The sequence below is a fragment of the Methylomonas sp. DH-1 genome, assembly GCF_046097555.1.
Classification (GTDB): domain Bacteria; phylum Pseudomonadota; class Gammaproteobacteria; order Methylococcales; family Methylomonadaceae; genus Methylomonas; species Methylomonas koyamae.
Genome location: NZ_CP143089.1, coordinates 1,972,553 through 1,991,458, shown reverse-complemented (window position 1 = coordinate 1,991,458; position 18,906 = coordinate 1,972,553). Strand labels below are relative to the sequence as shown.

Annotated in this window: 16 protein-coding genes; 5 read left to right on the top strand and 11 right to left on the bottom strand. The window is 58.4% G+C overall.

Annotated elements, in window-relative coordinates:
* Positions 1-22 precede the first annotated feature (22 nt).
* The 6 genes from VXJ35_RS09390 to pgaB form a co-directional block, all read right to left on the bottom strand.
* Entirely contained in the window at positions 23-262 is a 240-nt protein-coding gene (locus VXJ35_RS09390; RefSeq protein WP_054759093.1) for an OadG family protein, read from the bottom strand.
* 208 nt (positions 263-470) lie between these two features.
* Positions 471-938: a peroxiredoxin gene (locus VXJ35_RS09385; protein ID WP_064021333.1), complete on the bottom strand. Its 468-nt coding sequence runs from the start codon at positions 936-938 to the stop codon at positions 471-473.
* 4 nt (positions 939-942) lie between these two features.
* A complete protein-coding gene (locus VXJ35_RS09380) occupies positions 943-1,467 on the bottom strand; it encodes a glycine cleavage system protein R (RefSeq protein WP_054759098.1) in 525 nt (174 codons plus the stop codon).
* 78 nt (positions 1,468-1,545) lie between these two features.
* Positions 1,546-1,983 carry a poly-beta-1,6-N-acetyl-D-glucosamine biosynthesis protein PgaD gene (gene pgaD / locus VXJ35_RS09375; RefSeq protein ID WP_064021332.1) on the bottom strand — a complete coding sequence of 146 codons (438 nt, stop codon included), beginning with the start codon at positions 1,981-1,983 and terminating at the stop codon, positions 1,546-1,548.
* Positions 1,980-3,326, bottom strand: coding sequence for a poly-beta-1,6-N-acetyl-D-glucosamine synthase (pgaC, locus tag VXJ35_RS09370; RefSeq protein WP_082880862.1), 1,347 nt, complete (start codon positions 3,324-3,326; stop codon positions 1,980-1,982). Before pgaC ends, pgaD begins: the two co-directional genes overlap by 4 nt.
* Positions 3,327-3,333: 7 nt before the next feature.
* A complete protein-coding gene (pgaB, locus tag VXJ35_RS09365) occupies positions 3,334-5,256 on the bottom strand; it encodes a poly-beta-1,6-N-acetyl-D-glucosamine N-deacetylase PgaB (RefSeq protein ID WP_064021331.1) in 1,923 nt (640 codons plus the stop codon).
* Between the two features lie 299 nt (positions 5,257-5,555).
* On the opposite strand from pgaB, the gene VXJ35_RS09360 reads away from it, so the two are divergent.
* On the top strand, positions 5,556-7,178 hold the full coding sequence (locus tag VXJ35_RS09360) for a SulP family inorganic anion transporter (RefSeq protein WP_064021330.1): 1,623 nt from the start codon (positions 5,556-5,558) through the stop codon (positions 7,176-7,178).
* Between the two features lie 216 nt (positions 7,179-7,394).
* A complete protein-coding gene (mepA, locus tag VXJ35_RS09355; protein ID WP_082881079.1) occupies positions 7,395-8,273 on the top strand; it encodes a penicillin-insensitive murein endopeptidase in 879 nt (292 codons plus the stop codon).
* A 41-nt stretch (positions 8,274-8,314) separates the two neighbouring features.
* On the opposite strand, the gene VXJ35_RS09350 is transcribed toward mepA, so the two are convergent.
* The 5 genes from VXJ35_RS09350 to VXJ35_RS09330 form a co-directional block, all read right to left on the bottom strand.
* A complete protein-coding gene (locus VXJ35_RS09350; protein WP_157198127.1) occupies positions 8,315-11,908 on the bottom strand; it encodes a bifunctional diguanylate cyclase/phosphodiesterase in 3,594 nt (1,197 codons plus the stop codon).
* The gene (locus VXJ35_RS09345; protein ID WP_064021329.1) at positions 11,905-12,909 is read right to left on the bottom strand and encodes an ABC transporter substrate-binding protein; all 1,005 of its coding nucleotides are present in this window, start codon (positions 12,907-12,909) and stop codon (positions 11,905-11,907) included. Before VXJ35_RS09345 ends, VXJ35_RS09350 begins: the two co-directional genes overlap by 4 nt.
* Before the next feature lie 351 nt (positions 12,910-13,260).
* Positions 13,261-13,737 carry a peptidylprolyl isomerase gene (locus VXJ35_RS09340; protein ID WP_054759111.1) on the bottom strand — a complete coding sequence of 159 codons (477 nt, stop codon included), beginning with the start codon at positions 13,735-13,737 and terminating at the stop codon, positions 13,261-13,263.
* A 58-nt stretch (positions 13,738-13,795) separates the two neighbouring features.
* A complete protein-coding gene (gene greB / locus VXJ35_RS09335) occupies positions 13,796-14,269 on the bottom strand; it encodes a transcription elongation factor GreB (RefSeq protein ID WP_054759113.1) in 474 nt (157 codons plus the stop codon).
* 40 nt (positions 14,270-14,309) lie between these two features.
* Positions 14,310-15,527, bottom strand: coding sequence for an MFS transporter (locus VXJ35_RS09330; RefSeq protein ID WP_064023443.1), 1,218 nt, complete (start codon positions 15,525-15,527; stop codon positions 14,310-14,312).
* A gap of 207 nt (positions 15,528-15,734) precedes the next feature.
* On the opposite strand from VXJ35_RS09330, the gene VXJ35_RS09325 reads away from it, so the two are divergent.
* From VXJ35_RS09325 to VXJ35_RS09315, 3 genes are all read left to right on the top strand, one after another.
* Complete coding sequence (locus VXJ35_RS09325; RefSeq protein ID WP_064021328.1) at positions 15,735-16,595, top strand: PilZ domain-containing protein; 861 nt, start codon at positions 15,735-15,737, stop codon at positions 16,593-16,595.
* Positions 16,596-16,983: 388 nt separating this feature from the next.
* Positions 16,984-17,643, top strand: coding sequence for a CerR family C-terminal domain-containing protein (locus VXJ35_RS09320; RefSeq protein WP_064021327.1), 660 nt, complete (start codon positions 16,984-16,986; stop codon positions 17,641-17,643).
* Entirely contained in the window at positions 17,640-18,905 is a 1,266-nt protein-coding gene (locus VXJ35_RS09315; RefSeq protein ID WP_064021326.1) for an MdtA/MuxA family multidrug efflux RND transporter periplasmic adaptor subunit, read from the top strand. Before VXJ35_RS09320 ends, VXJ35_RS09315 begins: the two co-directional genes overlap by 4 nt.
* Position 18,906 lies beyond the last annotated feature (1 nt).

Sequence of the window (18,906 nt, the reverse complement as noted above, 5' to 3'; positions counted from 1 at the left end):
CCAGACCTTACCTTGTGGGTAACTATCCGTTTTTATGCTTTTTGCGGTATTGCAGAACTGCGGCGGTTATCGCGGCAACCACCGCTTTATCGTTACCGGCGACGACCGGCTGCTCGGGAAATTTGGACGGGACTTCGGGAAAATAGCGCCGGACCAGGTTGCTCATGGTATTGATCGCAACCACCAGCATAGCCAAAAAAGCGTAAACCATCCCCATGCCGATTAGCATTAATTCAATACCCGAAGACAGCATTTCGTTCATAATCGTCGTCCAAATGATTAATTAGCCTGGGCATTATCGCCCAAATAAGCAGGACTTCACAATCCTGAGCGGAATGAAGGGTTTAAGGCCGCAGTATCGAAAAGTAAAAAACCGGCAGCACCTGCGTTAGGCAAAAAAGCCGGCTGCGACCGCCGCCCGTAGCGGAAAAAATCGCGGCGCTCGGGCCTGCAAGGCCCGGCAGCCGAGGTCAGAGCGCTTGCAGAAAATCCAGCACCTCAGCTACGTGGACTTTGACCTGCACCTTACGCCATTCTTTGGCGAGAACGCCGTTCTCGTCGATCAGAAACGTGCTGCGTTCGATCCCTTGCACCTGTTTGCCGTACATATTCTTCATTTTGATCACATCGAATAAACGGCACAGGTTTTCGTCCTGGTCGGATAGCAAATCGAACGGAAACGCTTGCTTGCATTTAAAGCCTTCATGGACTTTGACGCTGTCGCGCGATACCCCCAACACCACGACATTCAACGCTGCGAATCGGTCGATATTGTCGCGGAAGGCTTGGCCTTCCTGGGTGCAGCCCGGCGTATTGTCTTTGGGGTAAAAATAAAGCACGACTTTTTTGCCGCGATAATCGCTGAGCTTGACGGCTTTACCGCCGGTAGCGGCTACTTCGAAATCGGGAACGGTATCGCCGATGGCTATGGCTGTCATGAAATCACCTTTTAACAGGTTCGAGAATGGCGTCTATATTCAAGCTGTCGCAAAAATCCAGAAACTCTTCGCGCAAAGACAGAATCCGCACCGCTGGCGGCACCAACAGGATGAATTTGGTGGAAAATACCGAAGTATTGAAAAAAGCCGCGCTGTGACGGCTGGCGGAGACTTCCTCGATACAGATGCCCCGGTCCAATAGGAAGGAGGTCACGGCAAACAGGATGTCGTTCTTGTCGACGGAGATGGTTTCCAGCGTATACGGCACACCTTCGATCGCTTGCGGTTCCTGGCTCGGCCGCAGGAAGCTCATCTGGATTTCCAGGCGAATTTTAATCGCATCCAGCATGCCTTCCAGCTTGGCGATATGGTTCCAATTGCCGTCTATCAGCAGATAGGCGGCGGTAAGCTCGGTCAAATTGGAGGTACGCAGCTCCAGCACGTTACATTGGCAGGCGCTCAACGCCGACAAAATTTCCCCAAGAAAACCGTTGGACTTCTCGCCCAACACCGTAATCGCCAGTTGCATAATCCTAAGTCCTTAAGTACGCTCCATTCAGTTTAACACCAACCGCGCTAAAAACGCAGTTGCGAAATGGCAACCGCTTCAGTCGTGGCGAATGGCGGTGATCCCGGCTTGTTCGTCGAAATGAACCGTCAATTTTTTACCGGTCCGGGCTTGACGTAATCCGGCCAAGTCGACTTTAAACGCTACGGCCAGTTGCTGGTCGGTGACCGGCGCGGTGCGTTTCGGGGCGACGACGGCATGGCGCCAAGACAGCAACAAAGTCCAGCCCAGCCATAACAAAGCGATCGCCAGCACGATCTCGCCGTACAACGCCAATAACTCCAGTAAGGTCTTGTAACCGCCGAACCAGCGAATCTCGTCCGATAGGCTTTTCAGCCCCATCAGCCAGCCGGCCAATGTCAACAACGGCCACAAAAAATACAGCCACAGTAGCCAACTGACCAGCGCCATGAACGCCGAACCGCATTTCTGCTGAAAGCTTTGCAAATGCGGTTGGTTGATAATGATTTCTTTCATTTTTGCCGCAAGCCCCTGTCCAAAGTCACCCAAACCGCGCGCTGGCCGCGTTTTTTGCGCAGAGCCTTGATGCAGCCGTTGATGGTAGTGCCGACGTTGATCAACCAGTACACGATCGGATACCAGATCATCCAATAATAATGCTGGGCCGAGCCGCCGCTTTTCTTTTCGTAAACCGAGTCTATCGTCAGACTGACCGCAAACTGCACCAAACAGGTCACGCACAGCAACATGCTGGTCCAGTGCGGCGATAAATCTTCCAACGCTTCCTGCGGTTCGCTACTGAACCATTCCAGCGGCACCGAGGCCAACATCGCCACCACTAAAAACGCCCAGCTCAGGCTGATGCAGCATTCCAGATACAACGGCCACAAGCCGCGCGAGCGCCAACGCAACAGCGGCCGGAAATAGCGTAACAGCACTTCGACCCCGCCCTGCGCCCAGCGGCTACGTTGTTTCCATAAGCCGTTCAGCGTTTCCGGCATCAACACCCAGCACAGCGCATTCGGCTCGAAACGGATCGCCCACCCGGCCAGTTGCATTTTCCAACTGATATCGATGTCCTCGGTGACCATATCCGGGCTCCAGTAACCCACGTCGTGCAAAGCGGTTTTACGGAAACCGGCAATGACGCCGGATATCGTGAACACGTGACCGTAAGCGCGCTGGGCGCGTTTGATCATGCCGACGATGGCGGAAAACTCGCCGACCTGGATCTTGCCCAGCAACGTGGAACGGTTGCGGATGCGCGGATTGCCGGTCACGGCACCGACATGCGGATCTTCCAGAAAATGTTTGACGATCCACGCCGTTGCGTTCGGCGCCAACAACGCGTCGCCGTCGATGCCGATCAGAATCTCGCTATTCGCCAACAGTGCCGCGGTGCGCAAACCGACCGCCTTGCCTTGGTTGCTGGCCAGATTGACGACGCGGATTTGGCTGTGTCGGTCGGCCAGTTCGTGCAGGATTTCCAGCGTGTTGTCTTTACTGCCGTCGTTGACGGCGATAATTTCGTAGTTCGGATATTGCTGGTGCAACAAATATTCGATGGTTTCGCGAACGTTTTCGCCCTCGTTGTAACACGGGATCAGTATCGACACCGGCGGATATTCCGCCAGCACCGGCAAGTCCGACAACACGTTGCCGCGGTTACGTTCCCAGCGAATGTAATAGAGGATGCCGCCCAGCATCCAGACGTAAGCCATCAGCAACGGATAATAAAACACGAAGCGCGACAGCCACTCGTTCAATTGCCACCAGGGCACCTCTTCCAAGCGCTCCCGGCCGATCAGCCACAAGTCGATTAAATGCTGCATCCAAGGTTGCGAGAGTAGCTGTTCCATGTCCGGTTTAATCCTTGATTTCTACCGGAAAGTATTTCTTCAACTCGGCCAGCTTGGGTTGGTCGTGAAACACGTTATCCGGGTAATAGCCGATATGCTTGGCACCGAGTTTCTTCAGCAATTGGAACTGTTCGGTAAATATCGGCATCGGAATATCCTGCTGGGTTTTCCAGTTTACCGCCTGTAACTCGAATACCATTTTGTCCAGGGCTCCGGGAGTTTGCGCGGTTTTTTCGACCAATTCGGCCAGCCATTGCTTGGGGTTCTCCGCGTCCTCCATAAACGGCATCGCTTCCACCGCCACGTAGTCGTAATGTTTCAAGAATGTCGGCAAGGACTGCGCGTACCATTCTTCGCTGTAGGGCTTCAATAGCGGCAGCGAATAGAAATTGCGTGCGGTTTTGATATAAGGCCGGTAAAAGCGGACTTTATTGGTCAAATAGTCGGTGAACTGCCCCATCAGCTCGGTTTTATACTGGGCCCAGCGCAGGCGCAACTCGCTGGACGAATGAATCGCGTCGAATTCGGCCGGCAAGCCCCAGACTTTGTGGGTAAATTCCATCGCCAGCGGCGACACGTCCTCGAAGTCCGACAAGATACCGTCGTCGTGAAACAGGATGCCGTTGAAATCGCAAGATTTCGCCAGATCCTCGTAGATCTCGCCGACGAACTGGCGGGCCTCCGGATTGAACGGCGACAAACGGGTGTAGACGTGGCGGGACAACTGCGGCTCGCCGTCGCGCCATTCTTTGACGTACCATTTCAGCGGTACATCGGCTTTGTAGGCCATCATCGGCATCCAGGCGTAGACTTTGACATCGGCGCCCTTTCTCAGCCGCAGCGAAACGTAGTTGAACAAATCCCGCCGCATCGGCAGATGTCGGTTAGGAAAATACAACTTGTCGGCGTTGCCGTCGCCATCCGGATCGGAAAAAGCTTGCAGATAGACGGTATTGGCGCCGCTGGCCTTGATCCTCTCCACCACGGCGGACAGGTTTTTCTCGGTTTGCTCCTCGTCTTCGTCGTAGATATAGTCCATGTCGACATGGGCCACCCGCAACTCGCGGCCGGTGCGCAATTTGGTGACGATGGTGGCAAAGCGCTCGGCAGTAGGGTCGTCGGTCATGATCATGCGCTTCATCACCGCCGCGTCGGCCAGTGTGTTGGCGCCGTCGTTAAGGCCCATCGTCAACGGCATGCCGGCGTTTTTCGCCGCTTCCAACGCAATCGCGTTATATTCGCCGTAAGGCCAGACCATCACCCGCGGCCGCTTGCCCAGCATTTGCAGCAATTGCTCGGAGCTTTTCTCCAGTTCCTGAAAAATCCGCTTCCGGTACTCCTCGTCTTTTTCGTATTCCTCGTATTCGCTGCTGTAAAGCCGGGTCGTGATCGCGCTTTGTTCGTTGCCCTGCGGATTGGCGACGATGCCGTGGTGAGCGTTAAAGCTGTGCGAGGCGATTTCGACCAGGCCGCTGGCGGCAACCTCGCGAATCTGCGCCGGCGTCATCAACGGCTTGTTAGTACCCGCGTGGTTATGCTGTTCCAGCCAACTGCCGACCACGGCCAGCGTGGCCGGGTATTTGTACTTTTTCAGCAGCGGCATCGCCCGGGTATAAAAACTTTGGTAGCCGTCGTCGAAGGTCAGGATGACGGCTTTGTTCGGCAACGGCTTTTTGCCTTGCATCGCGTCGAGCAAATCCTGAATCGAAATGACGCGGTAGCCGTTGCTTTTCAACCAGGCAAAATGGTCGTTCAGATGCTCCTTATTCACCGCCATCCGGTCGAACGGCGGGACCCTTTCTTCCTCCTCCAAAATATCGTGGTAATTCAGCACGATAAAACTGGAACTCGCGGAATCGGCAGCCTGCAACGGCCCGGCAATCCAGCAGGCGATTACAAAAAATATCCCGGCAATAAGGCGCATGTTCATTAAAAGTTAAATTCAGCGGAAATTGAGAGTGGAAACGGCCGGCAGCGCGAGTCGCGCGGGCCTAAAATGGAGGGCGCATTTTACCCGAACGGTCTGTTTTAGCCCGTTTTTTATTTTTCGCCGCCGCCGACGCAACGGCAGCGGCCGTACTCGGCAAATCGGATTGGCTAAGCCGGCTTGGTTTCGGCGAAAACCGGTTATCATGCCGCCACTATCCGCCCAGCGCAGGTGCGACCGGTTGCAACCGCCGGACCGTATCGCAGCGGGGCTGGCTCGCAACCCTCTATTCCGGAGCACTCATGCCAAACCGAACTAACCCAGCAAATCTTTCCGGACACGGCTCCAGTGGCGAAAAACGGCTCGGCGACCTTTATGCCGGTTTCTCCGTGTTTCTGATTGCGCTGCCGTTGTGCCTCGGCATCGCCACGGCCTCCGGTTTTCCGCCGATGTCGGGCATCATTTCCGCAATCGTCGGCGGCCTGCTGGTGTCGCGCATCAACGGCTCCCAACTCACCGTAACCGGGCCGGCGGCCGGCTTGATCGTCGTGATATTCAATGCGGTGCAAGCCTTGGGCGACGGCGACGCCTGGGCCGGTTACCGTTATACGCTGGCTGCGATTGTCGTCGCCGGCCTGCTGCAAATTGTATTGGGCTATTTCAAAGCCGGCCGTCTGGCCGGTTTCTTTCCGGCCTCGGTAGCGCACGGCATGCTCGCCGCAATCGGCATCATCATCATCGTCAAGCAATTGCCGGTGATCGCCGGGTTGCAGCTACACGGCAACGGCTTGCCGGCGGCGATAGCGCAATTACCGCAGACCTTAACCTATTTCGTACCGACGACCGGATTGATCGGCCTGGCCGGCATCGTTACGTTGCTGGCCTGGCCTTATCTGCGGCATCCGCTGTTGCGCCGCATTCCGGCTCCCATCGTCGTGATCGGCATCGGCGTACTGATGGGCAAACTGTTCGGACTTGACCGTCCGCACCTGGAATACGCTTTCGTGTTGCCGTCCGGACTCGATTTCGCAGCCAATTTTCTGGTCGCGATTCCGGCCGGCCTGGCCGACAGCCTGCAATTGCCCGATTTCGGCAAACTGGCGAGTTGGCCGTTCTGGGAGAGCGTTATCGCCATTTGCCTGATCGGCAGCCTGGAAAGCCTGCTCAGCGCGGCGGCGGTCGACAAACTCGACCCGGCCCGGCGCTATTCCGACCTGAACCGGGAGCTGACGGCGATAGGCGTCGGCAACGCGGTGTCCGGCATGCTGGGCGGCTTGCCGATGATTGCCGAAATCGTCAGAAGCTCGGCCAATATCGATGCCGGCGCCCGCAGCAGTTGGGCCAATTTCTTTCACGGCGGCTTTTTGTTGCTATTCGTCGTGCTGTTCCCGCATTGGATCGCGGCGATACCGTTGGCATCGCTGGCGGCGCTGTTGGTCTACACCGGTTACCGCTTGGCCTCGCCCAAGGTGTTCGCCAAAAGCATGGATCTGGGCAAGGAGCAATTGGCCTTGTTCCTGATCACGATCGTCGCGATCCTGGCCGGCAATCTGCTGTCCGGCGTGCTGATCGGGATCGGCGCAAAAATACTGCTGCATTTGGGCCGGGGCGTACCGCTGGCCCAAATGCTCAGCCTGTCTTACCATCTGCGGGCGGACAGCGCCGACCAATGGACGGTCAAGGTCGACGGCTCCGCATTGTTTTCCAATTTTCTGGCCTTAAAAAGCCAATTGGCGACACTCGGCGACGGAAAAACCGTGATCTTCGATTTAAGCGGCGCCGAACTGATCGACCACACCGTGATGGAATTCATCGATAGTTACCGCACCGATTACACTGCCCGCGGCGGGCGTTGCGAAATCCGCGGTTTGGAAAATCTGCAAGCCCTGGGCGAGCACGCCTTGGCGGCCCGGAAACGTGCCTGAACCGAGCAGAAAATGCTGCACGTTACGTTACCTGATGTTGTCGTCCGAGCCAGAGCGGCCTGTCGCCTGGCGAAGCGCGGCAATCCCGACCACAATCGGACCATCGCTGCCGTGCAAAGGCGATCTCGGCCGATTTATCATGTAACGAAACGCCTCAGCGGGGCTTTGCTGCCGCACCGCGCCGAAAACGATATTCCCCACGTATTGATACCGCCCATGAAACGTCCAATTTTGCTCCGCTTCCGCTTTGGCCGCGTGTTGTTTTGCCTTGGCCTGCTCTTCCCGATTTACCCTGCCCAAGCCGGATCAGCCGCTGCCGCATGGGCGGCGGTTTCCGGCCCCAGCACCGATGCCGACGGCGGGCAAAGCATCGGTACCTATAACGGCGGCTGCATTGCCGGCGCGGCGACGCTGCCGCTGCAAGGCCCCGGTTACCAGGTCATGCGCCTGTCGCGCAAACGCTATTACGGCCACCCGGCGTTGATCGGCTTCATCCAGCAGCTTGGTCTGGCGGCCGAGCGGGAACGCCTCGGTTCCTTACTGGTCGGCGATCTCGGCCAACCCCGCGGCGGCCCGACACCGAGCGGACACCGCAGCCATCAAACCGGCCTGGACGTCGACATCTGGTTTTTGCTGCTGCAGCCGGCCGAAACCCGCATCTTGAGCGAGGCGGAACGGGAAACCTGGAATGCACCCTCCGTGGTCGACAGCCGCGCCGATGCGGTCGATCGCCGGCAATGGACCGCAGCGCACGCCAGAATATTGGAAGCCGCGGCCCGGCAGCCGGAAGTGGACCGGATATTCGTCAACCCCAGCATCAAACAGGAGCTGTGCAACCGCAAATCGGCCGGCGCGTCCGATTGGCTGCGCAAAATCCGGCCGTGGTGGAAGCACGACGACCATTTCCACGTCCGCTTGAAATGTCCGCCGCATAACGGCCTGTGCCAAGCGCAAGAACCGCTGCCGGCCGGAGACGGTTGCGACGCCAGCCTGGCCTGGTGGTTTTCCGACGAAGCCAAGGCACCCGCCAAAAGCGCGCCGCAACCGGCGCCACCGTTACCGGTACAATGCGAACGCTTGCTGCGGCAGCCATGAGCCTGCCACCGGCCAGATCGGGGCATCCGGGATCCTTTCCGCTAAGCCGGGCGAGAACCGGCCAGCAGTTCCAGCAATTGCGGCCCGGCCATCGGTTCGTTGAACAGGTATCCCTGCGCGTAATCGCAACCGGCCGCGATCAGCCAGTCGCGTTGCTGTGCGGTCTCCACGCCTTCGGCCACCACTTTCAAGCCTAACTTGTGCGCCATGACGATGATCGCTTCGCACAAAGCCTCGTCCTGGGATTGCGGACTTAAGTTATTGATAAAGCTGCGGTCGATTTTGATGTAATCGATATCGAATTTTTTGATGTAGGACAGCGACGAATAACCGGTGCCGAAATCGTCGATCGCCACTTGCACGCCGGCGTCGCGAAAATCCAGCAAGCGGGCTTTGGTCAGTGTTTGCGCATCCAGCAGCAGGCCTTCGGTAATCTCGACCACCACGGCTGCGCCGTCCAACTCCAAACTCTTCAAGTAATTGAGCCAGCCGAAATCGGCGTCGGAACGCGGCCGGAATTGCACCGGCGATTTATTCACGCTGATCTGAAAATCGGCCCGGTAACGTTCGCGCAACAATTTGGCCTGCTGCGCCGCTTGGCGGAACACCCAGTCGCCGATCTCGTGGATCAAGCCGCTTTCTTCCGCCAGCGGGATGAACTGGGCCGGGCTGACCATGCCACGTTGCGGGTGCCGCCAACGCAGCAAGGCTTCGGCTTTACTGATCGCGCCGTCCGGCAATTCGACAATCGGCTGGTAATACACCTCGAGCTGGCAATTGGCCAGCGCACTGCGCAAATCGGTCACCATAGCCAGCCGGAATTGCGCGGTTTGCTGCATAGACGCCGTGAAAAAGCTGTAGCCGTTTCGCCCTCTTTCCTTGGCGGCGTACATGGCTTGGTCGGCGTTTTTGATCAATTGCTCCTGATCCAGGGAATCGTTGGGATACAGCGTGATGCCGATGCTGGCGGTGACGTAGTTCAATTCGCCGTTCAGCGGAAAAGGTTCGGCCATTTTGCGCAAAATGTTCTGGGCGACGCGTTCCGCACTTTCGCCGTTTTCCAAATCGGGCAGGATAATGGTGAATTCGTCGCCGCCCAGGCGGGAGACGGTATCGGTGTCGCGCACGCAACCGGCCAGACGCTCGGCGGCAATCTGCAGCAGGCTGTCGCCTTGGATATGCCCCAGAATATCGTTGATTTCCTTGAACCGATCCAAATCCAGAAACAACAGCGCCAGCACGCTGCCGTTGCGATGCGCTTTTCTAATCTCCCGCGCCAGACGGTCGAGAAACATGCGCCGGTTCGGTAACCCGGTCAACGCATCGAAATTGGCCTGCCGCCAAATCTGTTCTTCGGATAATTTTTTCTCGGTGATATCGGAAAACAGGCCGATGTAATGGCGGATGTCGCCGTTACTGCCCGGTAGCGTCGAAATACTCAACAGACCGGCGTGGAGTTCGCCGTTCTTTTTCCGGTTCCAGATTTCGCCGCGCCAATACCCCTGTTCGCGCACGCTTTGCCACATCTCGGCGAAAAATTCCGGGGGATGGCGGCCGGAACCCAACATACGCGGATTTTGGCCGACGGCCTCTGCCCGGGAATAACCGGTCATCGTAGAAAAAGCCGGATTGACATCGACGATGTTGCCGTCGACGCCGGTAATCATGATGGCTTCGTGCGCTTCCTGAAATACCCTGGCCGATAGCTCCAGCCGCTCCTCGGCTTTCTTGCGCTCGGAAATGTCGGTGCTGCAACCGTACCACTTCGCGATTGCGCCTTGGCTGTCGCGGTGCGGCACGGCGCGGGCCAGATGGTAGAAATACCGGCCGCTATGGTGGCGCAAACGCAATTCCGCTTCGTAGACACTGGCCGATTCCACGGCTTGCCGCCAACATGCCGATACCGCCGGCAAATCCTCGGGATGCACGTATTTCTGCCATCCGGCGCCGGCCAGTTGTTCGGCGCCGCAACCAAAATACTCGATGACCCAGTCGTTGGTGTAATCCAGCGCGCCATCGGCCGTCGCCGTCCAGACCATTTGCGGCAACAACTCGCTCAAGGCCCGGTAGCGCGCCTCGCTGTCGGCCAAACGCTGCTCGAAGCGTTTGCGTTCGGTAACGTCCCGGCTGATACCGACCACCCCCGAAGCTTGGCCGTCCGCCCCGAAAAACGGCGTTTTCACCGTGTCCAACAACACCCGTTCGCCGTCCGGGTAAGTGATCCATTCTTCGTGGCCGATGGAGCGGCCGGTTTGCAAGATTTGTATATCGTGCTGGCGAAAACCGGCGGCGGTCTCGTTGTCGAAACAATCGAAATCGGTCTTGCCGAGCAGTTCCGCTTCGGCTTTGCCGGCGTAGCGCGCGAACGCCTTGTTGCAGTCGAGATAGACGCTGTCGCGGTCTTTGAAGAAAATCAGGTCCGGCACCGCATCGATCAAGCTGCGCAGCAGAGCCTGCTCCTGTTGCAGCGATTCGCGCAGCGCGTATTCCTCGGTCACATCGCGAAACACCAGCACGACGCCGCATATTTCGCCGTTCTGGCGCCGAATCGGCGCCGCCGAATCGGCGATTTGGTATTCGGCGCCGCCTTTCGCGACCAGAACGGTATGGTTGGCCAGGCCCATGATGCAGCCGGTCGCCAGCACTTTGGCGACCGGCGCTTCGGTCGGCTGGCGGCTGTAGGCATTGATAATGTGAAACACCCGCTCCAACGGCAGGCCCGCGGCGTCCGCCAAGTGCCAGCCGGTCAATGTTTGGGCCACGTCGTTCATGAAATTGACCCGGCCTTGGGCATCGGTGGCGATCACCCCATCGCCGATCGAAAACAGCGTGACCGCCAGATTCTCCTTGCTTTCCGCCAGCTCGGCGATGGTAGCGGCCAATTCGGCCGCCATCCTATTCAAAGCGTCGCCTAGAATGGCCAACTCGCTGTTGCCGGCTAGCCGCGAGCGTACCCGGTAATCGCCGCCGGCGAAGCGCCCCACCACATCGACCAGATGCCGCAACGGCCGCTCCATCCATAGCGAAATCGCCGAGGCCATCGCAACCAGCAATAAAATGCCGATACCCCAGATCGGATACATCGAGCGCACCAGCAAATTCCAGCTTGCCGCCTTGCTGCGCGACAAATCGTAATTCAGCACCAGCAAGCCGATTTGGTTCGGCCGCAGCCTGCCGGGATCGGTGGCCATCGCCACCGCTTGGTAAGCCGTCAAACGCTGTCTGTCTGCGGAAAAATGGACCGCGGCCCGGCGCTCGCCGCGGAGCCGCTCGAATTCCGCCGGGCCGGGTTCGGTGGAAAGTTCGGCATAGTTGCGTCCGATCCATTCGAAACGGGTCGCCCGCAGCACTTTACCGCTGGCATCCAGCAACGCGGCACTGTCGATATGGCTGTCTACCGCCAGCTCGGCGATTTGTTCGGCGATCAGTTCCTGTTGGCCGTGCCGGTACAGGGTTTCGATATGCAACTCGGTGTCCGCCAACAAGCGGCGCACATCCTCCATCGCCTCGGTTTCGATGCCGAGCAACATCCGGTTATGCTGGTAAAACAGCGAAAACAGCAACAACAGGCCGAAACTGCCGATCACCAAGGCCGGCAACGCCCTACTCAAACGAAGCGTAACGATAGGCTTCACCGTTGCGGCTCCGCGACGAATTCGGCGGCGACGATATTAGCAGTAGCGACCGGATTCACGATCAAGCGATGCTGCAACATCAATTGCGCCAGCTCGGCGGCGACCCGGGTCAACTCCGGCGCGGCGCCGGCCAGCCACTCCCGGTTGGCGCTGCGGTCCGGCAATTTCAAGCCTTCGAATAACGGCAACACCCGATCCGCGGCAACGCCCAACCGCGGCGCCATGCGTTGCGCCGCATCGCTTGGGTTGGCCGAAAAATAAGCGAGCGCGGCAAAATGCGCAGCGACCAGACTCCGCAGCGCTTCTCTATGCGCCGCCAGCACGTCGGCGCGCACCACCAGCACGTCTAAAATGCGGCCGGGGATTTGCCGGCTGCTGAACAATTCGCGGGCACCGGCCGCCAATATCCGGCTGCGAAACGGTTCGAAGGTGACCACGGCATCGATACCGCCTTGTTGCCAGGCCGCCAAATGGTCGTTCACCGTCATCGGTGCAATGCTGACCTGGCCGATGTCCAATCCGGCGCTTTGCAAGGCCGCATCGAGCAACACCGCTCCGGTCGCGGTGTTTTCCACCCCGATCCGCTTCCCGCGCAAACCGGCCACGGTATCGATCCCGTCCCGCGCCAGCAATGTGTCTGCACCCTCGGAGCTATCCAGCACCAGCACCACGCGCAAATCGACACCGTCTTGCTGCATCGCGGCAATGGCTTCGTCCAGCGTTAACGCGGCCGCTTCGACGGCGCCATTCTGCAAAGCATGGGAAACCTGGCTGGCTGAGGTCATTTCCACCAGGCGTATCGGCGCCGAGCCGAACAAGCCCAAACTCCGGGCCAGGTACAAGGTTTCGTAACCGGGCCAGACGTTGGTGGCGACCCGCAATAGCGGTTGCGGAGCGGTCGCAACCCAGGAAAAAGCAGTGAGGTAAAACAGTGCGATTAAGCCGGCCAGCGTCAGTAACGGTCTTAGCTTTGCCGGCAGTGAGCGTTTAGCGGTAGGCATTAAACAACATCCGAGTATTCATTCCGAAAGGCAAAACATCCGGCCGGTTTAGGTTGGGCAGACCTCTGGGCTATGGCGTTAAGATAAGCCGCTCCCAGTGAGGCGTTGGAACTACGGCCGGCCGACCTTAGGTCCGCTGCGGCATGCCCGATAGCCAGTGCTATACAAGGCCTTAACCGACTAGCTTCGGCCTCCGGGCAGCTACGCTAACGGAAAGCCCGCAGCGCGCCGCATTGGCCATTGAAGCAACCATGGGCCGTTACGGTACAAGATTAGCGGCGACCGGCAGGATTTCAAATCGGGCGGCCCCGGACAGGCGGCCGGCCTGGGCAGGCCGGCGTTGCCGCACCATCAATGGTGGCAACCGGCGCCGTGGATGTGGCCGTGGGAGATTTCGTCGGCGCTGGCCGGGCGGACCTCGACCACTTCGACGTCGAAAGTCAACGCTTCGCCGGCTAAAGGATGGTTGCCGTCGACCGTGATGTCGTCGCCGTCGATTTCGGTGATGGTAATGATGCCGGGACCGTGGCTGACATCGGCATGAAATTGCATGCCGACCTCGAGATCCATGCCGTCGAACATTTTCCGGGAGACAACCTGGATCATGTCTTCGGAGACTTCGCCGTAGGCCTGGTCGGCGGGAATCGTCACATTGAATTTGTCGCCGGCCTGTTTGCCGGTCAGCGCCGCTTCCAAACCGGCGATGATATTGCCGGCGCCGTGCAGGTAAACCAGCGGAGCTTCGCCTCTGGAACTGTCCAACTGCTCGCCGCTGCCGTTGGTCAAGGTGTAATGGATGGAAACGGCGGTTTTGTCTGTGATTTGCATAAGGCGTCTTTACTGGTTAGAAAAGCCGACATGATAAAGCCTTTTACCGCGTATTGCGCTATTTCTGGTACTCGATCGCGTTGATGTACCAGGTGAACGTGCCGGCTTCGGTTTTGACCACGGCATCGTCGTCCACTTGTTTTTTTAACAAGGCCCGCGCCATCGGCGAATCGACCGAAATATAATCCTTGCGGTCGAAAATCTCGTCGTAGCCGGCAATGCGAAACCGCTTCTTTTCGCCGTCGTCGTTTTCGATCTCGACCCAGGCGCCGAAAAACACCCTGCCCTCCTGGTCCGGATGGTAGTCGACCACTTTCAACGTATCCAAGCGCTTTTGCAGGTAGCGCACCCGGCGGTCGATCTCGCGCAAACGCTTCTTGTTATATTGGTAGTCGGCATTTTCGCTGCGGTCGCCCAGGCTGGCAGCCCAGGTCACCAGTTTGGTCACCTCCGGCCGCTCCACCCGCCACAGATGATCCAGTTCCTGTTGTAATTTTTCGTAACCCTGCCGGGTAATCAAAGGTGTTGCCATAGTTTTGCCCGCCTCGTTTCGGGAAGTCGCAAAATTGGAGTCAATGCAATTGGTGCAATTGCAAACGGCGCAATTGCGGCGCCAGTTTTGCGGTGCCGGCTACGACCAGCAAGGTCATCGCACCGCCGAATACCACCGACGGCACCAAACCCAACAAGCGGGCCGCGACGCCGGATTCGAAGGCGCCGATTTCGTTGGACGAACCGATGAAAATGCCGTTGATGGCCGACACCCGGCCGCGCATCGCATCCGGCGTCGCCAACTGCAAAATCGTCGTGCGCATCACCACCGACACGCCGTCGCACAAGCCGGACAACAGCAGCAAGGCTCCGCCCAGCCAAAAGCCGGGCGCCAGGGCAAAGCCGATCATGCACAAACCGAAACCGGCCACGGCCGCCAGTAGCCAGCGGCCGGCGTGGGCGTCGATCGGACATCGGGCCAGGAACAAGCCCATCGCCACCGCACCGACTGCCGGCGCCGCGCGCAGGATACCCAAACCTTCCGGGCCGTAGTGGTAAATTTCATGGATAAAGGCCGGCAGCATCGCCACGGCCCCGCCGAACAGTACCGCAAACATATCCAGCGATTGCGCACCGAGTACGATCTGATTGCCGAGCACAAAGCGCAAGCCTTCGCCGATGCTGGTGAATATCGGCGCGCTCTGCGCCGGCGCCGGCTCTTCGACCCGCAACGACAACAGCGCCAGCGTGGCTACCAGACACAAGCCGGTCGCCGTTTGGTAAGCCGCCGCCTTGCCGGCCCAGGCCACGATCAAACCGCCGATGGCCGGCCCCGCCACCAGGCCGAATTGAAACGCGGAACTACCGATGCCGGCGGCGCGGGCGTAATGTTCGCGCGGCAGCACCAACGCGAACAACGCGCTGTAGCTGGGGCCGATAAAAGCCCTGGCGATGCCGGTCAACCCGACCGCGGCATAAATCCAGACCAGCGGCCGGCTGACGATCCAATTCTCCGCCACGGCAACCAGCATCAGCCCGTTCAAGGCCACCAGCAGGCAGGCGCCCAGCCCAAACCAGCGCCGGGAATAGTGGTCGACCGCATAGCCGGCGAACAGCGCGCAGCAAAAATACGGAAGCGCTTCGGCCAGACCGATCAAGCCCAAGGCCAGCGCATCGTGGGTCAATTCGTAGATATGCCAGCCCACGACGATAGCCATCATCTGGTAGGCCAGCACAATCAATAAGCGGAAACCGAGTAATTTGATAAAAGCGGAATTGAAATAAGCAGGCAGGTGCATGTAGTTTCGAAGCAAAGGGTCGCAATGCGGCGGTTGCCGCGTACCGATAAGTTTACCGCGTTTCGGGCTGCCGCAGGCCGGCCGGCAACGCGCCAAAGAGAGGCCCACGCGGCTTACGGTACACTGGTGGGCTGCCGGCAGACAGATTGAGAAATCGCCGGCTTTGGCTATTATCAAACCTAATCCGCTAGATCAACGAGGGCATCGATGAGCTTGACCGCAACTGCTAATAAGAACAACAACCGCAGGCTGGCGCTGCGCATCTACGAGCAAATCAACCTTTTCTACCAAGTACTGCCTTACGGCGAATTCTCGACGGCAAACGGCCGGCTATCCGGCCCGGAGCTGCCGGCATCGAACAGCATCGAAAACGATACGCTGCAGGCCAATATCAGCGTCAACGGCATGTCGTTCACCAGCAAGGAACGCCTGCAAAGCGGGGATTACCTGCAACTCAGAATATTATTGTTGTCGAGCATGACCACGGTCAGTACCTGCGGCCAGGTGGTGTATTGCAAACCCAGCAATCCGTATGAAGACGGCCGTTACCCGCATAGCGTCGGCGTCCGTTTCGTCAACTTGAGCGAATCCGACGCCGCATTGCTACACCGCCACGTCGAACGCCGCCGGCGGCAAAACATGGCGATTACCGCGCTGGCCGCCGTTACCATTTTGGCTGCGCTGGCCATGCCCGATCTGGCCTGGTCGCTGCTGCTCGGACTGCTGCACCATCTGTGGGCAATCGCGCTGCATCTGGCCCATCTGTTGTTCGAGTATCTGGAGATGGGGCTGGATCACGTGGTCGAACATCTGTTCCACACCGACACCCACGAGACCCAGGTCATCGTGTTTTATACCATCGTCTGTATCGGTGCCGTGGCGTTGTACTTGATAGGCCGTAAAGTACCGGCCGCCGCCAAACGCCGCTACCAGGCTTTGCGGTTGTTCGCCTCCCGCAAAAAATCCAGTTGCCTGTATTTCTGGGACCAGCAAAGCGGCCTGGACAAATTGAAAATCGTCGGCATCGGCGCCGGCGCTTTGAGCGCTTACCTTTATTTGGCGTTCTAAATTGCGTCGGCAATCCCCCCCGCCTGCGGGCCACGCCTGCGATCAAACGCCTTCGGTCGCAAGCATGGCCTGCTCCTCCAGGATTTGAACAAACCGCTCTGTGCCTTAACTTAACGACATCGCAGCGGGCCCTACCCCGGTTTTACCCGTTTTTACACTTCCGGCCGGAACGCTCCGGCCGCACTTCAGTCAGAATATTTGCTTGCATGGCAGGCAACAGCCGATGTGCAGCGGCTGCTGATTTTCAAACAGTCCGATCCGATTAATAGCAACGAACGGCTTGAACCAACGACTTTCAACCGGTGGCACGGTAAATGCTAAGTTAATATTCCAATTTCAATCGGCAATTTTAATTGCCCAGTTTGTTAAAGGACGAACAACCCCGCGCATGACCGATCTTAAAACCAAATCAGCCCGCACCCGCACCCGGCTATTGACTGCGGCTGGCCGCATCTTTGCCGAGAAAGGCTACCAGGAAGCGACGATTGCCGAAATCTGCGAACAGGCGCAAGCCAATATCGCTGCGGTAAATTACCACTTCGGCGACAAGCGCAATCTCTATCTGGAAGCCTGGCGCCATGCTTTCAACGACGAATTGGCGCGTTATCCGGCCGACGGCGGCGTCTCGCGCCTGGCCTCGGCGGAGCGGCGCCTAGCCGGCAGGATCGAGTCGATGATCCGCCGCATGGCCGACGCCCAGTCTTATTCGTTCGCCATCGTTCACAAGGAAATGGCACAACCTACCCGACTGCTAGCCGACATCCTGGAAAAGGAAATCAACCCGCAACGTTTGCAAATGTTCGCTTTATTGCGCGAATGCCTGGGTCAGAACGCCAGCGAACAACAACTGCAATATTGCCATGCCAGTATCATGGGCCAATGCTTTCAATTGCTGCGCTTGAAACAAATGCAGCAGGCCCGGCCGCAACGCGCTTATCCCAGCGATTTGAGCGATATCGACGCCTTTGCCGCCCATGTCATCGATTTCTCGCTGGCCGGAATTAGCGCCATCCGTTCGCAAAATTTACCTAAACGCATCTCCGTATGACGAATCAACCGACAACTCCGCCGGTGTCCGGCAAAAGCCGAACCTGGTTTTGGCTGGTAACTCCATTGCTTCTTAGCCTGGCCGGTGCCGGCATTTATTTCCATAACGGCGAAGCCGCGCCGGAGCAAAAAGCCGAGAAAGGCGGCAAAGGCCGGCGTTTTTTTCAGGAAGACGACGCTCCGGCGGTGGTCGCGGTCGAAACGGCACGTAGCGGCGACTTTCCGGTGTATCTGAACGCGCTCGGTACCGTAACCGCGCTGAAAACCGTCACCGTCAAACCGCGGGTGGACGGCGAACTGGTAAAAGTCCACTTCAGCGAAGGCCAGTTGGTCAAAGCCGGCGACCTGCTGGCCGAAATCGACCCTCGGCCGTTCCAGGTGCAGTTACAACAGGTCCAAGGCCAATTGCAACGCGACCAAGCCCTATTGAAAAACGCCGAGCTCGACCAGAGCCGTTACCAAACTCTGCTAGAACAGGACTCGATAGCGGCTCAACAGACCGTGACGCAGGAGTCGGTAGTCAAACAATACCGCGGCAGCGTCGAGATGGACCAAGCGCTGGTCGACAACGCCAAATTGCAACTGAATTACGCCAAATTGACCGCACCGATTTCCGGCCGGGTCGGTTTGCGCCAGGTTGACCAAGGCAATATCGTCCGCGCCGGCGACGCCAATGGTCTGGTCGTCATTACCCAATTGCAGCCGATCAGCGTCGTCTTCACATTGCCGGAAGACCAACTGCCGGAAGTGGCCAAACGTTATCGACAAGGCCAGGACATCGGTATCGAAGCCTACGACCGTAGCGGCAAGACCAAATTGGCCGCCGGCAAACTGATCGCGCTGGACAACCAGATCGATCCGGCCACCGGCACCATCAAACTGAAAGCCGAGTTCGATAACCGCGAACAAACCCTGTTCGCCAACCAGTTCGTCAATGTCAGAATGCACCTGGAAACCTTACGCGGCGTCACCCAAATCCCGGCGGCGGCGTTGCAGCACGATGGCCAAGGCCCTTTCGTCTATTTGGTAGACGGCGAAAACGTAGCCCATCTGCGCCGCATCGAACCCGGCCCGGGCAACGACGAAAAAATCGCCGTGCCGAACGCGCTGGCCGCCGGCGAAGCCTTGATCGTCAACGGCAGCGACCGGGTCAAGGACGGCGCTAAAGTCGACGTTGCCGAGCGGGACGGCCAGACGGTCGCCGCCCAGCCGAATGCCAATCCACCCGATAGCGAAGCGGGCAAACGCCGGCGGCGCGGATAAA